At 36.5% G+C, this 15,729-nt stretch carries 16 protein-coding genes; 2 read left to right on the forward strand and 14 right to left on the reverse strand.

All coding sequences use genetic code 11. The features are described 5' to 3' along the window. Positions 1-5 precede the first annotated feature (5 nt). The 5 genes from ACFFIS_RS06135 to ACFFIS_RS06155 all read right to left on the reverse strand — a co-directional run bounded on the left by ACFFIS_RS06135 (position 6) and on the right by ACFFIS_RS06155 (position 6,557). Positions 6-1,295, reverse strand: coding sequence for an adenylosuccinate synthase (locus ACFFIS_RS06135; RefSeq protein WP_390186619.1), 1,290 nt, complete (start codon positions 1,293-1,295; stop codon positions 6-8). 211 nt (positions 1,296-1,506) lie between these two features. After that, on the reverse strand, positions 1,507-2,880 hold the full coding sequence (gene dnaB, locus ACFFIS_RS06140) for a replicative DNA helicase (protein ID WP_390186620.1): 1,374 nt from the start codon (positions 2,878-2,880) through the stop codon (positions 1,507-1,509). Between the two features lie 233 nt (positions 2,881-3,113). Then, positions 3,114-3,557: a 50S ribosomal protein L9 gene (gene rplI, locus ACFFIS_RS06145; protein ID WP_320380775.1), complete on the reverse strand. Its 444-nt coding sequence runs from the start codon at positions 3,555-3,557 to the stop codon at positions 3,114-3,116. Next, the gene (locus ACFFIS_RS06150) at positions 3,554-5,533 is read right to left on the reverse strand and encodes a DHH family phosphoesterase (RefSeq protein WP_390186622.1); all 1,980 of its coding nucleotides are present in this window, start codon (positions 5,531-5,533) and stop codon (positions 3,554-3,556) included. The genes rplI and ACFFIS_RS06150 overlap by 4 nt, the downstream gene beginning before the upstream one ends. 85 nt (positions 5,534-5,618) lie before the next feature. Then, positions 5,619-6,557 (reverse strand): YybS family protein, encoded by a 939-nt coding sequence (locus ACFFIS_RS06155; RefSeq protein WP_390186623.1) that lies wholly within the window; start codon positions 6,555-6,557, stop codon positions 5,619-5,621. Positions 6,558-6,786: 229 nt separating this feature from the next. Here ACFFIS_RS06155 and ACFFIS_RS06160 point away from each other — a divergent pair, with 229 nt between their 5' ends. Continuing rightward, positions 6,787-7,272, forward strand: a complete 486-nt coding sequence (locus ACFFIS_RS06160; RefSeq protein ID WP_390186624.1) for a hypothetical protein — start codon at positions 6,787-6,789, stop codon at positions 7,270-7,272. 103 nt (positions 7,273-7,375) lie between these two features. Here the strand turns inward: ACFFIS_RS06160 and rpsR are convergent, their stop codons facing one another. From rpsR to ACFFIS_RS06190, 6 genes are all read right to left on the reverse strand, one after another. Beyond that, the gene (gene rpsR, locus ACFFIS_RS06165; RefSeq protein ID WP_320380779.1) at positions 7,376-7,609 is read right to left on the reverse strand and encodes a 30S ribosomal protein S18; all 234 of its coding nucleotides are present in this window, start codon (positions 7,607-7,609) and stop codon (positions 7,376-7,378) included. 31 nt (positions 7,610-7,640) lie between these two features. Continuing rightward, positions 7,641-8,141, reverse strand: a complete 501-nt coding sequence (gene ssb, locus ACFFIS_RS06170; protein ID WP_390186625.1) for a single-stranded DNA-binding protein — start codon at positions 8,139-8,141, stop codon at positions 7,641-7,643. Positions 8,142-8,156: 15 nt separating this feature from the next. Beyond that, on the reverse strand, positions 8,157-8,447 hold the full coding sequence (rpsF, locus tag ACFFIS_RS06175) for a 30S ribosomal protein S6 (protein WP_320380780.1): 291 nt from the start codon (positions 8,445-8,447) through the stop codon (positions 8,157-8,159). A gap of 182 nt (positions 8,448-8,629) precedes the next feature. Continuing rightward, positions 8,630-9,730 (reverse strand): redox-regulated ATPase YchF, encoded by a 1,101-nt coding sequence (ychF, locus tag ACFFIS_RS06180; RefSeq protein WP_320380781.1) that lies wholly within the window; start codon positions 9,728-9,730, stop codon positions 8,630-8,632. A gap of 204 nt (positions 9,731-9,934) precedes the next feature. Then, entirely contained in the window at positions 9,935-10,132 is a 198-nt protein-coding gene (locus ACFFIS_RS06185) for a DUF951 domain-containing protein (protein ID WP_320380782.1), read from the reverse strand. 109 nt (positions 10,133-10,241) lie between these two features. Further along, complete coding sequence (locus ACFFIS_RS06190; protein WP_390186629.1) at positions 10,242-11,255, reverse strand: YkvI family membrane protein; 1,014 nt, start codon at positions 11,253-11,255, stop codon at positions 10,242-10,244. An 88-nt stretch (positions 11,256-11,343) separates the two neighbouring features. Between ACFFIS_RS06190 and yyaC the strand changes: the two genes are divergently transcribed. Beyond that, a complete protein-coding gene (gene yyaC / locus ACFFIS_RS06195) occupies positions 11,344-11,973 on the forward strand; it encodes a spore protease YyaC (RefSeq protein WP_390186631.1) in 630 nt (209 codons plus the stop codon). Between the two features lie 704 nt (positions 11,974-12,677). Here the strand turns inward: yyaC and ACFFIS_RS06200 are convergent. From ACFFIS_RS06200 to ACFFIS_RS06210, 3 genes are all read right to left on the reverse strand, one after another. Further along, on the reverse strand, positions 12,678-13,391 hold the full coding sequence (locus ACFFIS_RS06200) for a DUF554 domain-containing protein (protein ID WP_390186632.1): 714 nt from the start codon (positions 13,389-13,391) through the stop codon (positions 12,678-12,680). 159 nt (positions 13,392-13,550) lie between these two features. Further along, positions 13,551-14,387 (reverse strand): ParB/RepB/Spo0J family partition protein, encoded by an 837-nt coding sequence (locus ACFFIS_RS06205; protein ID WP_390186633.1) that lies wholly within the window; start codon positions 14,385-14,387, stop codon positions 13,551-13,553. Next, a complete protein-coding gene (locus ACFFIS_RS06210) occupies positions 14,368-15,141 on the reverse strand; it encodes a ParA family protein (protein WP_390186635.1) in 774 nt (257 codons plus the stop codon). Before ACFFIS_RS06210 ends, ACFFIS_RS06205 begins: the two co-directional genes overlap by 20 nt. Between the last annotated feature and the right edge of the window lie 588 nt (positions 15,142-15,729).

Here is a 15,729-nt window from a genome sequence, read left to right on the forward strand (position 1 = left end):
CAGCTCTATTTACGATAGACATTTTTTACAACAACCGTCTGGGTACGATCTGGGCCTACTGAAAAGATAGATAATGGTACACCAGTAAGTTGTGAAATTCTTTCTACATAATGTCGGGCATTTTTCGGAAGTTCATGTAAACTCGTGACATTGGTGATGTCTTCTGTCCATCCCGGCATTTCCTCAAAAATAGGTTCACATTGTGCTAAAACAGATAAATTTGCTGGGAACTCCTCCAACACTTCATCTCGATAGCGATATGCGACACATATTTTCAATGTATCAATTCCTGTTAATACATCGAGTAAAGTTACGGCAAGGTCTGTCAAACCACTTACTCTGCGGGCGTGGCGGACTACAACACTATCAAACCAACCTACACGGCGTGGTCGTCCAGTTGTCGTACCATATTCGCGGCCGACTTCACGGATTTGATCACCAATTTCATCTTGCAACTCCGTTATAAACGGCCCATCTCCTACTCTAGTTGTATATGCTTTTGTCACTCCGACAACATGATTAATTTTAGTTGGACCAACGCCAGACCCAATCGTGACACCACCCGCAATTGGATTAGACGATGTAACAAAGGGATATGTTCCTTGGTCAATATCAAGCATAACACCTTGCGCCCCTTCAAATAAGACGCGCCTTCCTTCATCAAGTGCATCATTTAGCACAACAGATGTATCACATACATACTTTTTCATTTCTTGCCCATGGCGATAATACTCGGTAAATATTTCATCGACTTCTAATGGTTCTGCATCATACAATTTTGTAAATAACCGGTTTTTTTCCTCTATGTTCTGCGCTAGTTTCTCCCGGAATATATTTGCATCTAGGAGGTCTGCAACACGAATACCAACACGCGCCGCTTTATCCATATAGGCAGGTCCAATCCCTTTTTTCGTAGTACCAATTTTATTTACACCTTTTTCTTCTTCTTGCAATTTATCAAGTTTAATATGGTATGGCAAAATAACATGTGCCCGATTACTTACACGTAAGTTTTCTGTTGAGACACCATGTTCGTGCAAATATTTTATCTCAGCAACAAACGCCTTGGGATCTATTACCATTCCATTTCCTAATACACTCGTTTTTTCTGAATAAAATATACCCGAAGGAATTAAATGTAATTTATATGTCGTGCCATCGAATTTTATCGTATGACCTGCATTGTTACCACCTTGATAACGTGCAACAACTTCTGCATGGTGAGAAAGAAAGTCCGTTATTTTCCCCTTTCCTTCATCTCCCCACTGTGTACCAACAACTACTACTGAGGACATGACGCACCTCCACTATTATTCGTGTTTTTTCGTACATTTCGATTTACATACACAAGTTTATCAATAGAATTTGACAAAGTCAACGTAAAATACGTACATTATAGGTGTATGTAGTTTTAATGTTCGTGTTTTACATGTACATTTTAAGTAGTTGTTTAAAATATCCTTCAATAAAAAAACAGCCCATGATGGACTGTTTCTTATCATCTTATTATGCGTGGGCTGGTTCTGGTGGAACATCACTATTTGAATAGCGATGGTCTAAGTCAACGAACTTATTATATTCTTTCACAAACGCTAATTCAACCGTACCAACTGGACCATTACGTTGTTTTGCAATAATAATTTCAATAATATTTTGTTGTTCGGATTCCTTATCATAGTAGTCATCACGGTATAAAAAGCCAACAATATCCGCATCTTGCTCAATACTTCCAGATTCACGTAAATCTGACATCATAGGTCGTTTATCTTGTCGTTGTTCAACGCCACGTGATAACTGTGATAATGCAATAACGGGAATATTTAACTCACGTGCTAAAGCCTTTAATGAACGAGAAATTTCCGATACTTCTTGTTGACGGTTATCTTTCGAATTAGCACTTCCTTGGATTAGTTGCAAATAATCAATAAGAATCATTCCAAGCCCGTGTTCTTGTTTTAATCGTCGGCATTTTGAGCGAATCTCACTTACGCGGATACCGGCAGAGTCATCGATAAAAATACCTGCGTTAGAAAGGGATCCCATCGCCATCGTGAGTCGTCCCCAGTCTTCCGATTCAAGCTGACCGCTACGCATTCTTTGTGCATCAATATTTCCCTCTGCACATAGCATACGTTGTACAAGCTGTTCCGCACCCATCTCCAGACTAAAAATAGCAACATTTTCATCTGTGTGAACCGCAACATTTTGGGCAATATTTAATGCAAATGCTGTTTTACCGACAGAAGGACGTGCGGCGACAATAATTAAGTCATTTCGCTGAAAACCAGATGTAATTCTATCTAGGTCACGATAGCCAGTTGGGATACCCGTTATATCTGACTTTTGATTATGCAGCGTCTCGATATTATCATATACTTCAATTAATACATCTTTAATTGCTTTAAATGCACCAGCGTTTTGTCTATTCGAGACTTCTAATATATTTTTTTCCGCTTCATTTAAAACATCGTCTACTTCATCTTCACGATCATACGTCACGGTTACTATATCTGTAGCTGTTCGAATCAAACGACGTAGCAAGGCCTTTTCTTCAACAATTTTACAGTAGTATTCGATATTAGCCGCTGTCGGAACACTTTGGGCTATTTCTGTTAAATAAGATACGCCGCCCGCTTCATCCAAGCTTTTTGTATCTTTTAATGCAGAAGTAACTGTTAATATATCAATCGGTTCTCCGCGGTCTGACAGTTTTAACATGATTTCAAAAATTCTCTGGTGTCCAGCGCGATAAAAATCCTCTGGCATAAGAAATTGGGATGCAGTCGAAAATGCCTCAGGCTCAAGAAAAATTGCACCAATGACAGACTGCTCCGCTTCTATATTATGCGGTGGTATACGATCATTTATCATAGTACTCAATGCTAATTCCCCTTCTTTCATGACAATACGAGACATTTTTCCTACTTGATAGGTTTTTCAAAAACTCCCTAACCTTACGTTGTCAGTAAAGACGTGAGGGAGTTAAACAAGCACTTTACAAGCAAAATAGAGATGACGAATCGTTCACCCCAATTCGTCATCTTTTCCACTTCTATTTAAATTACATCATATTTCATTTTACATCATTCTTCTTTTCTATTTTACAGTAGAAATTACTTTTCAACAACATGAACTTTTATTGTACCTGTTACATGAGGATGTAATTTGACTGGTACATTTGTGTATCCTAAAGCTTTAATTGGTTGCTCTAATTCAAGTTTGCGACGATCTACCTTAATACCGTGTTCTTTTTGAAGAGCCTCTGCAATTTGTTTACTCGTAATCGACCCAAACAAACGACCTTCACCAGCTTTTGCTTTAATCTCGACGGTTATCTTGTCCAGTTTTTCTTTTAGCATTTCAGCTTGTTGTTGTTCTTCCTTTGCTTGTTCCTTTTGCTGTCTCTTTTGTGCATCAAGCTGTTTTAAATTGCCTGGAGTTGCTTCAACAGCTAAATTATTTTTTAATAAATAGTTTCTTGCATATCCCAATGAGACATTTTTTACCTCACCTTTTTTACCTTGGCCTTTTACATCTTTAAGTAAAATTACTTTCATTTTTGCTCTCTCCCTTCATACATTTCAGAAAGTATATCTTTTAACCACTTTTCCGCTGCATCAACTGTTGTCTTTTCTATTTGTGTTGCAGCATTTGTCAGATGACCGCCACCTTGCATTTTTTCCATTACTAACTGCACATTAATGTCACCTAACGAGCGGGCACTAATGCCTACTTTGCCATCAGCTCGTTCCGAAATAACAAAAGAGGCTTCAATTCCTGTTAATGTTAATAACGTATCAGCGGTTTGTGCAATTAAAACTGAATCATAAGTTTCCCCAGCCTGTGCTTTAGCAATTGCAACATTGTTGAGATAGATTTTCGCCTGTTCAATAAGTTTACTACGTTTTATATATAAATGAAGGTCTTCCTTTAGGAACTGCTGCACAAGCACCGTATCAGCTCCTTTTGCACGTAAATAAGATGCCGCATCAAATGTACGTGAACCAGTACGAAGTGTAAAACTTTTTGTATCTACTGTAATTCCTGCCAATAAGGCAGAGGCTTCTAACATCGATAATTTTTTGTTCTTCGGTTGGTATTCTATTAATTCTGTTACGAGTTCGGCAGTCGATGAAGCGTATGGCTCCATATAAACAAGTGTTGGGTTTTTTATGAAGTCTTCCCCGCGACGGTGATGGTCTATGACTACTTTATTATCTGTTTGTTTCAATATACGTCCATCCACAACCATTGAAGGCTTATGTGTATCGACAACTACGACTAAACTTTTCTCTGTCATTATTTCTAGTGCATCATCTGGTGATATAAAATGTTTCCATAAATCAGGACTTTTCTTAAGTGCCTGCATTAATCGGTAAACACCCATTAGATTATCTTCTTTATCAAAAACAATGTATCCATTCACACCATTCGTCTCTGCAATATTTAATATACCAATTGCAGATCCGATTGCATCCATATCTGGTGCACGATGCCCCATAATAATGACATTATCACTAGCTACAACTAAGCCTTTTAGTGCATGGGAGATTACACGTGCTCTTACTCGCGTTCGCTTTTCCATTGGATTCGTTTTTCCACCATAGAAACGGGCTTTTCCACTATCGTCTTTAATGGCAACTTGATCACCGCCACGTCCTAAAGCTAGGTCAAGACTAGATTGTGCTAATTCTCCTAGAACAGGCAATGATGTATCACCTAGTCCAATCCCAATACTAATTGTGACTGGAATGTTTTGATCCGCATTAATTCCACGAATTGTATCCAATATATTAAATTTACTTTTTTCTAATTCATTTAGAATTTCGAACGTACCTACTGCCAAGAAACGATCAGAGGACGTACGTTTTAAATAGAGCCCGTACTCTTGTGACCAACTATTTAAAACTGATGTTATTTCTGTGTTCAATTGGCTTTTTGATGTGTCATCCATGTTTTGCGTTACTTCATCATAATTATCTAGGTAAATAATTGCTAAAACAGGCTGTTCATTTTCATAAAGCGTTTGGATTCTATGTTGTTCTGTTCGATCAAATAAGTACAAAAGCCGTTCTTCCTTATGAACTAACACTTCAAATCTTTCGCCATCGAGTGTAATCCATACATCATCCTTATTTTCATTAATCGCTGGAATTAATGCCTCAGATAACTCATTCAATGATTTACCCGCTAATGTTGCACCTTCTTCTTCGATAAACTGGTTCATGAATGAATTCGTCCAATCAATTCGGTACTCTTCATTAAACAAAATGATTCCAATCGGCATTTCTAATAAAGCCTCTTCACCGACTCTACGAATACGATAAGACAAAGTTGTAATGTACTTTTCTGTTTCATCAAAAATGGCCCGTTCACTGATGACTGTATATGCAAGGGACACACCTAAAAGTAAAAGTAAAATAAGTCCTATTATCCAATGGTAGTAAACAATAATTCCAATGGATATTAGTGCAAATATATAAATAAACCATATATGTTTGCTTAATAATGGCTTTTTCTCCAAATCAGACATCCTGCTCAGCTCCTATTCAAAGGTGCATACATTCCATTGCCATTCCTTTATATTAAAAGTCTTTCTCCATTTAAGAACGAATCTGTCATTTTTTTGTGATACGATTTCTTAAGCCAAAACCTATATCAATTATACCTAAGATTCTTATGAAAGGAAGTAGTAATGGCGAGAAGATCAATGTCAAAATGACCACTACAATTGGAATTGCCTTTGATACCTTTTTTTCATAACAATAAAAGAACACAAATGATAAACCTTGTATGGCCATGAGTAATCCAGCCAATATCATGATGTTTTGCGCTCCTAAAAATAGTACTCCCTCTTTATCTGTCTGGAAAAAGCTCACAAGTAATGCAACAAAATATACCCAAACGATAGCCGTTGGAAAACTTAGTGTTCGAAAAGGTGGAAAGTGATAATTTGCCTTTTCAATTCTATTTAATAATTTGTAACTGATCCACTGTACGATAAATGCAAAGAAAATAGAAATTGCAACTAGCATCATTGGAATCAGGTGTTTCATAATCATCATTTGCTCTTCAATTATTTCTATTTGTTGGTCAATATTACTTACACCAAATTGATGTAAGAGCGCTTTACTCTGTTCATTTGCAGTATTTACAAATTGATCCACTTGATTCATAATATTGACATCAAATACTAATACAGCAAATAAATAAGCAAATAAGAAACCTACAACAAAACCAGCTGTTCCCCGTGCCCATGTTTCATATGCTGACACCTTTTGATGTATCGCTGCTCCAATCATTATTCCACCTAAAGCAGTAACTACAACTAACGGTATCATAATAAAATGCGTTATCAAAATAGTGATAAGAAGAACAACCGCAAACATTAAAAGTGCGGGTTTCCAATTATATCGCGAAGCATATAGGACAAATGGAAATGGTAATAATATTAACGCAATCGTTGATAAAAACGGGACAAACATAAAAAATACAAATAAAGCTATATACAGTGCTGCAAATAATGCACCTTCTGTTATTTGCCTAGATTGATTCATTCCCTGGCACCTCTTTATTATTTCTTGTCATTATTATATGATACCATGTTTCAATTAGATATTAAAAGAAGTTACCATACACTGATATTTCCATCATATCCTAGGAATGCGGAATTACCCTGTTACGAATGTGGGTATTCACGTCATTGTACTCCATCTTTATGAACGTATCATATATAATAGTATTAAGTTTACATGACATGATTATCTCAACAAAGGAATGGAGTATATGCAACTTTGGCACACATTTAAACTCAGTTTAAAAATCCCTTCAAAACGTGCAGTCTTTCAGTTAAATCGAATTGGAATGGATATTGTCGTCTTCTATTTATTTGTTTTACTCGCTATCGTATCCATACCACCTCTCATTGATTTACTTACAACGACGTCGGGTTTTGAGGGAAAGCTAAATATTGTTTTTAAGTTTATTTACTTTTTCATATTCTCTTACTTACCACTTACCATCATTATCTTTTTACTATTATCGCTCATTGCTTATGTCGGGAAAGGAATAGCCCACTTACTAAAAAGGAAGTTAATCTTCTCTTTATTATGGAAGATGGTAGCATTCACAACAACAATTCCGTTTTTACTTTATGCTATTTTCAGCTCCTTCTATCGAACGGATACCCAATGGCTCATGCTATTTATTCCTTATTCCCTTTTCCTATTAGTAAAAATTATCTTAATCTATCCTAAGCGAAAGAGGGGATAAAGCGAAACTTCAACTAGCAGCGTGTTATAAGGTAGCGATAAGTATTGATAATTAAAAAGCCCATCAAATACAGTTAAGAACTGAATCTGATGGGCTTTTTATATTATTCTTGTACAAATGGTAATAATGCCATTTGACGAGCACGTTTAATTGCAATTGTTAATTTACGTTGGTATTTAGCTGATGTTCCAGTTACACGACGAGGAAGAATTTTTCCACGGTCTGAAATGAAACGTTTTAGCAAATCAACATCTTTATAATCAATGTGTGTTATACCGTTCGCTGTAAAGAAACACACTTTACGACGTCTTCCACGTCCACCACGACGAGCTGCCATAATCTATTCACTCCTTACAAATTGTTTATTTTTAAAATGGTAAATCATCATCCGAAATATCAATTGGCTCACCATCATTTTTAAATGGATCATCTTCAAATTGATTTGGATTGTTTTGTTGTTGTTGTTGTTGTTGGTTGTTCTGATTTCTATTTTGTTGGAATCCTGATGCGAATTGGTCACCTCTTGGTTGTTGTTGCTGTTGTGAGGAACCTCTTGATTCTAGAAATTGTACACTTTCTGCGACAACTTCCGTAACATATACCATTTTCCCATCTTGTCCTTCAAAAGAACGTGTTTGGATCCGACCATCAACACCGATTAAACTACCCTTTTTCATATAATTCGCAAGGTTCTCCGCTGGTTTGCGCCAAATTACGCAGTTAATAAAGTCAGCTTCACGATTTCCTTGTTGATTTGTAAAAGGTCGATTACAAGCGACAGTAAAATTGGCTACTGCAACGCCACTAGGTGTATAACGTAAATCAGGATCCCTCGTTAATCTGCCAACTAAAACGACACGATTTAACATCAGAACCACCCCTTTTTATTGTTCATCTTCACGAATTGCAATGTGACGAATAATGTCATTAGAGAATTTAGCTAGACGGTCGAATTCATTTACAGCTTCTACGTCTGCGCTAAAGTTAATTACAACATAATAACCATCACGGTAATTGTTAATTTCATATGCTAGGCGTTTTTTGCCCATTTCATTTACTTTTTCAATCTCCGCTCCATTATCAGTTAAAACGTTATTGAAACGCTCAATTAGGCTTGTCTGCGCTTCCTCTTCGATATCTGGGCGGATGATATACATGATTTCGTATTTTCTCATCCGTTACACCTCCTTTTGGTCTTAGCGGCTCTTATTTTTTATCCGGAATATGTTTAAAAAGGCTTGCTTTGAAAACATTTCCTTATAAGAGCAAGGAGTAATTTAAAGTTTAATTACTCACGATAGTTAATTATACCAAAATATTTTTTAGATAACAAGTGTTTTAAGGGACCTTCTTTTCGTTATACGTTAAAGCGAAAATGAATGACATCTCCATCTTGTACAATGTAATCTTTACCTTCTAGTCTCACTCTACCGTTATCTCGAGCCTGTGCCATAGAACCTGCTGTTAATAAATCGTCATAAGATACGGTTTCGGCGCGAATAAAGCCACGTTCAAAGTCAGTATGGATAATTCCTGCTGCCTGTGGTGCCTTCATTCCTTTTTTAAAGGTCCAGGCACGAACTTCTTGTACCCCAGCAGTAAAATACGTTCCTAAACCTAGTAAGCTATAAGAAGCTTTAATTAATTGATCTAAACCCGACTCTGATATTCCTAACTCTTCAAGGAACATTTCCTTTTCTTCTTGGTCTAACTCTGAAATTTCCTCTTCTATTTTTGCACTAATAACGATCACTTCGGAGCCTTCTTTTGAAGCGTACTCCTTTACGGTCTTCACATGTTGATTTGCATCAGAATCTACAAGTTCATCTTCTCCAACATTAGCAACATATAACATAGGCTTTGCAGTTAGTAAATGTAAGCCACGGACAATTTTCTGTTGTTCATCATGGAATGATAACGACCGGGCTGGTTTTTCTTCTTCTAATGCCTCTTTTATCATGACTAACACTTGATGTTCTTGCACAGCATCTTTATCTTTTTGTCTTGCTAGCTTTTCAACGCGCTGTAGACGTTTGTTTACAGTTTCTAAGTCGGCTAAAATTAATTCTAAATTAATAATTTCAATGTCATCAACCGGGTCAATCTTTCCAGAAACATGTGTAATATTTTCATCGTCAAAACAACGAACAACTTGGCATATTGCATCAACTTGACGAATATGAGATAAAAATTGGTTACCTAGACCTTCCCCTTTACTTGCACCTTTTACAATTCCTGCTATATCAGTAAATTCAAATGCAGTTGGGACTGTTTTCTTTGGTTGCACTAATTCTGTTAATTTATTTAAGCGATCATCGGGAACTTCCACGATACCAACGTTGGGATCAATCGTACAAAACGGATAGTTTGCTGATTCTGCTCCTGCTTGTGTAATTGCGTTAAATAAAGTTGACTTACCTACATTCGGAAGCCCGACTATTCCTGCTGTCAAAGACATGTATATTCCACTCCTTAAGGATTTCCATTCATATGAATGCATCGATAGCTTTATTATAGAGATTACACGAAAATAAGACAAGCAAGTAAAAGTGAAAAATAGCCATCATCACGATGCCTATTTTTATAAATTCGTATGTTGTTTTGCATTTATCCGCTAACTTTCTATCCTAAATCGCTAATTTGCTAGAACTGCTTTGCATGATTACTCTGCTTCTCCAGCTTTTTCGATTACCTTTTTAATTTTCTTTGTAAATTCCTTTCTTGGCAACATTACACTATGATCACAGCCAAGACACTTTATTCGGATATCCATTCCCATTCGAATAATTTTCCATCGATTTTCACCACATGGGTGTGCCTTTTTCATCTCTACTACATCATTTAATCCATATTCTTTCAATCTCCTATTTCTCCTTCCTACATTTTTATGACACGTACGACACGCTAAGTAACTTCTATCATTCATTTTACTATATTTCTATCCATTCTACTACAATCGCATGTTTCTTCTAAGTCTTCTTTAACCATAACGGGAACAACAACAACCTCGTTAAAACATATAAATTTAAAATCCCATAAAGCGGATATGTAATGCTAATAAGTGAGGAAAACCCAATAAACGTTAAAGGTATCATTGAAATCAATATGACACTCACAATTACCCACAATGGATAATGAACGATACTTTTGATTCTCGTCACAATGCCTAGTATACCCGCAGCAGCCGTTGTAAATATTGCAAACCATAACAATAAGGACATAAAAGTAAGCATACCAAATGAATAGTTTTTCAAAATAGCGAATAACGGGATTTCATATAATAACAGTTCATCTGCAATTTGTATCAAACTATTATTATAAATATAGGAAATAACACCGAGAATCACACCACTACCGATGCTCGCAATCCATATTTCCCCTAATGATTTCACCTTATTACCAACTGCCCCCAATACAGCAACTAGTGGTAATATGTTTAAAGCAGTAAAGGGAAATGCCGCCATCCAGTTTCTTTGTTCATGCCAATGAGAAAACAACGCCAACCCCTCATCTATTGTAAATTGTAGCAAGACATACAGTAGCCCGATTAGTAAAACTGGAATGAGGATTTCATTAATAGATAAAACCCCTCTTATATCCTTCAAAAACAGTAAAATAAGCATGAGCACGATAAATATAATTCCCCACCAATAAGGTAAACCAAACGCTTGTCCGGTTGCTCCACTACCGGATAGCATAACAATCGTAGTCGTGTATAAGTAAATAAAAATCATAAAATCATAGAATCGTGTGAGTCTTTTCCCGACAACCTCTCGTAATACCGGCCGATATTCTGTTGACTGTCTGCGATAACTCACTTTCATTATTACCAAACATGAAACAGAAAAGAAAATAACAAATAACAATATGGCTAGTCCACTTTCATGGCCGAAAAACTCCCACAGTTCCCTTCCAGATGCATAACCCGCCCCTATTGTAGTCCCGATAATCAAAAACATCCATTTTAACCCTGATCTTATCATGTTGCATCCCCCAATATTTTAAATTAACACGTATAAAAGCACGTATAAGTCGGTATACTTATATCAATATGTATGTGGAGGATAAGCTATGAATTTCATGAACAGATTTAAAAAGAATTTTGACTCTATTCGTATGTTACATACTGACCCGGCATCACGGCATGCGTTAACAGAAAGATTAATTTCGTGGCTTCCTGATACACCAAAAGAGTACGTTGTTGTTTGTATTGGTACAGATCGTTCTACTGGTGACTCACTTGGACCGCTCGTTGGTACGTTTCTTTCTGAATTAAGGCCAAGACATATGACAGTTTATGGCACCTTGCACGATCCTGTACATGCAATGAATCTAGTAGATTATATGGAAAGCATTAAAAAGAATCATCGTAATGCTTTTATCATTGCAATAGACGCAAGTTTAGGGAAAACAGAATCTGTCGGGCAAGTGATTGCAAGTGAAGGTCCGCTAAAGCCTGGTGCAGCCTTAAATAAGTCGCTTCCGAAAGTTGGGGACATCAATATTACTGGTGTTGTAAATGTAAGTGGCTTTATGGAGTATCAAGTTTTACAAAATACACGCCTTGCAATTGTTGTTAATATGGCTAAAAATATTGCAAATGTATTGGAGCATATTGATAAACAGTTAACGTATCAGGCTTATACCCCTGCTGTTTTATCTCGATTGAATCGCGCAACTCATTTACGAACACTTTCTTAAGTATATTTTTAAATGCACTCCCCTCATTCTATTACCTTTTTAACTTGCGTAGTAGACCTAAACTGTTCAGTAGTGAATATTTGCCTTTATACTTAATTAGCTCGCTGCATCGCTTCGGCAGAATACTTCGCTTTCCGCGGTCACGGCCTTGCCCCAACACTGGGGTATGCCGACATTGGCCGCAAAGGCCGTATTTAGTCGGCCCTCCTTAACTTTTTTCCTGTGGGGTTTCCGACGCACAGGACGTGGTGAACTTAGCCCTGCGTTCATCTCGTGCTGTTCCCGCAGGACACTACGACAGCGAAGCATCGCACGATAAAATGCAGTTTTTTTCGCATTTTAATGTGTAAAATCCGAGTATATAATTAATTAATGAGCAATAAATTTCACAATTTAAAATACAAATACTAGCGGAGAAAATACACGGAGACTCGAAAAAGATAAAACGTCTTTTCCTCGTACGATGTCATGCTGCCGAAGCGCTCCTTGTCCTGTGGGAGGTCGGCTAAAAGCGGTCACGTCCTGTGCGTCGGAGGCTCATCAGCCGCCCGCGGAAAGCGAAGTGTATTTTTCGGAGCGAGTTATATGCTCCTCTACTAAAAAGATAGTTACGAGACAGTTTGGTTCTATTAAGTAATAACACTTTTTTAATAGACAACCTAAAAAAACGGTCATGCACATTTTGCATAACCAGTTTCAGTATTTTAATAGATTTGATAGAGCGCCTGTAAGATAATAACTACGATAATTGCTGGTAGTAGATTTGCAATTCTTACTTGAATTATCTTCAACATATTCAATCCAATTGCAATGATAATAACCCCACCTACAGCAGTTAGCTCAACGACAATGCCATTTAGCATCACTTCTGGTACAACCCTTTCAATCACGGTTGCTAATAATGTAATTGTCCCTTCATAGAGCACGATAGGAACGAAAGATATTAAAACACCAATCCCAAGCGTAGAAGTTAAAATAACCGCTGTAAAACCATCAATAATCCCTTTCGTCAGTAATACTTCATGGTCTAAACGAAGGCCACTATTTAAAGAACCCACAATCGCCATGGCCCCAATCCCGAATATTAATGTAGCTGTTACAAAGCCTTCTGAAATCTTGTTCGGTGTATTTCCGGTATCTTTACGGTTAATTTTACTGCCTATCCATTCCCCAAATCGGTGGAAGGCACGTTCGATTTGTAAGTATTCACCGATCAACGAACCAAACAGCAAACTAATTAATACAATTAATATCTTCTCAGAAGCAAATGCCATTTGCATACCAATGACTATTACGGTTAATGAAATTGCCTTCATCATCGTATCTTTGTACCGCATGGGGATTTTTGAAAATGTTAAACCACACAAACTACCGATAATAATACAAAGTCCATCAAATAATGTTCCAAATAACGCCATATGCATATCTCCATTTGTTGTATTTCATGTTGTTTTTAATTATGTCGTCATAAGTTTGACGCTAGATACAACAAAATGTTCCACGTGAAACATTTTGTTGTATCTTATGCTATTGATAACCAAATTAAAAAGAACTGACCCTTTCGTCAGTTCCGTTGTTTAACGTTCTAACACTTCAATAATACGATTTAAATCATCATCCGTGTAAAATTCAATTTCAATTTTGCCTTTTCGTTTCCCACGATTTATAGAGACCGCAGTACCGAGTTTATCTCGTAAAAAGGACTCTCGTTCTACTAAAAAGACATCCTTTTTCGTCTTTCCTTTTTTAGGCGATGGTTTCTCGTTCAGCTGTGTAATAAGTTTTTCTACTTGCCTTACATTCAATTTTTCATTTCTAATCTTTTGAACAACTGGTATGATTTTATCCTTATCCTTCAAACCGAGTAATGTCCGTCCATGCCCCATCGTAAGCTCACCATTATTAATATAAGCAATTACTTGCTCTGGTAATGATAACAAGCGTACAATATTAGCAATATGGCTACGGCTCTTACCGAGACGTATTGAGAGTACCTCTTGTGTAATATTTAATTCCTTCATCAAATTTGCATATGCATGCGCTTCTTCGATTGGAGTTAAATCTTCCCGTTGTAAGTTTTCTAGTAATGCTAACTCCATCATTCGTTCATCTGACATTTCCTTTATGACGACGGGAACTGTAGCAAGACCAGCCTCTTTTGCAGCTCGAAATCGTCTTTCGCCTACTACGATTTCATAACCTTTAATGCTTTTACGAACAATGAGTGGTTGAATAATCCCATATTCCAAAATTGATTCTTTCAGTTCTTCTATCGCATCTGCATGGAATGTTTTTCTCGGTTGATATGGATTTGGCCTACATTCGGATATTGCAATTTCCTGTATTTTATCATCTTCATTTTGTTCAATTTCATTGAACAAAGCTTCCAAGCCTTTACCCAACCTTCGTGTCACTCATCATCACTTCCTTTGCTAATTCAAGATAAACTTCCGCCCCGCGAGATTTGGGATCATAGATTGTAATTGGTTTACCGTGACTTGGCGCTTCTCCCAACCGAACATTTCGGGGGATAATAGCATTATAAACTTTATCTTGAAAGTATTTTTTAACTTCTTCAATGACTTGGAGCCCAAGATTTGTACGAGCATCTAACATCGTTAACAATACACCCTCAATCATTAATGTTTTATTAAGATGTTTTTGTACAAGTCGGATTGTATTTAGTAATTGACTTAACCCTTCAAGTGCATAATACTCACATTGAACGGGGATAATGACGGTATCAGAAGCTGTTAATGCATTGATGGTTAATAATCCTAATGAAGGTGGACAGTCGATGATGACATAATCGTAATCTTCTCTTACTTCATCAATTGCCTTTTTTAATCTAATTTCACGTGAAATAGTTGGTACAAGCTCTATTTCAGCACCAGCAAGTTGAATCGTTGCTGGAATAATATCAAGGTTATCAAAACTAGTTGTAATGCGAACTTCCTTAGCGGGAATCTCCTCAACTAGCACATCATACACACATTTATTTGCATCAGCCTTATTTATTCCAACGCCACTTGTAGCATTTCCTTGTGGATCTATATCGACTAATAATACTTTGTTTCCAAGTTGCGCTAAACTGGCACTTAAATTAACAGATGATGTAGTTTTTCCTACACCACCTTTTTGATTAGCAACGGAAATAACTTTCCCCATATTTACACCTACCTAAAACTAATTCTATTACATTTATCATAGATTTCCATCTTAAAAACAATACTATCTCTATTCTAACACTTTTTATAATAATTGATAGAATAAAATCCCATTTTTATGAATCAAGTTATATAAAATGGAAGTAATTGTAGCTTTTTATGTTTATTAGAGCCATACGAAGCTAATTTTCACCATGGTTATCTAAAATAAACTTCAAAGACATGATGAATACGGTAAGCAGCATAGAGATGTAACTGAATTGCTATTACTATTCTATTTATCATATTTCCCATATAGGGCTTACCGACATTGCTTATAACCCCCTTTCATTGATCTTACATTAAATCTAAACTTCAAATGGGGAAGTATGCCATCTATTTTATAAGAAAAAGTAAAACTACGCTTTCACACTCCTCCTAGCAAGTTTTATTTTATAGTTTCTTTATATTCATAAAAAAAACGCCTATCTGCAAGAGATTGGCGGTATTATGGCTCTACAATAAATAGTGTTGGTGATAAAAATTCACTAACACTATTTTTAGTATTAGTAAAAATAGAAAACAAGTGAGTTTCCCTGTAGAATTAAAG

Origin of the sequence: Paracerasibacillus soli, from assembly GCF_042432965.1 — a bacterium.
GTDB lineage: Bacteria > Bacillota > Bacilli > Bacillales > Amphibacillaceae > Paracerasibacillus > Paracerasibacillus soli.

Coding starts and splice junctions, on each gene's coding strand:
- ACFFIS_RS06135 (WP_390186619.1), bottom strand. CDS start 1,295: ATGTCCTCAGTAGTAGTTGTTGGTACACAGTGGGGAGATGAAGGAAAG.
- rplI (WP_320380775.1), bottom strand. CDS start 3,557: ATGAAAGTAATTTTACTTAAAGATGTAAAAGGCCAAGGTAAAAAAGGT.
- ACFFIS_RS06150 (WP_390186622.1), bottom strand. CDS start 5,533: ATGTCTGATTTGGAGAAAAAGCCATTATTAAGCAAACATATATGGTTT.
- ACFFIS_RS06155 (WP_390186623.1), bottom strand. CDS start 6,557: ATGAATCAATCTAGGCAAATAACAGAAGGTGCATTATTTGCAGCACTG.
- ACFFIS_RS06160 (WP_390186624.1), top strand. CDS start 6,787: ATGCAACTTTGGCACACATTTAAACTCAGTTTAAAAATCCCTTCAAAA.
- rpsR (WP_320380779.1), bottom strand. CDS start 7,609: ATGGCAGCTCGTCGTGGTGGACGTGGAAGACGTCGTAAAGTGTGTTTC.
- ssb (WP_390186625.1), bottom strand. CDS start 8,141: ATGTTAAATCGTGTCGTTTTAGTTGGCAGATTAACGAGGGATCCTGAT.
- rpsF (WP_320380780.1), bottom strand. CDS start 8,447: ATGAGAAAATACGAAATCATGTATATCATCCGCCCAGATATCGAAGAG.
- ychF (WP_320380781.1), bottom strand. CDS start 9,730: ATGTCTTTGACAGCAGGAATAGTCGGGCTTCCGAATGTAGGTAAGTCA.
- ACFFIS_RS06190 (WP_390186629.1), bottom strand. CDS start 11,255: ATGATAAGATCAGGGTTAAAATGGATGTTTTTGATTATCGGGACTACA.
- yyaC (WP_390186631.1), top strand. CDS start 11,344: ATGAATTTCATGAACAGATTTAAAAAGAATTTTGACTCTATTCGTATG.
- ACFFIS_RS06200 (WP_390186632.1), bottom strand. CDS start 13,391: ATGGCGTTATTTGGAACATTATTTGATGGACTTTGTATTATTATCGGT.
- ACFFIS_RS06210 (WP_390186635.1), bottom strand. CDS start 15,141: ATGGGGAAAGTTATTTCCGTTGCTAATCAAAAAGGTGGTGTAGGAAAA.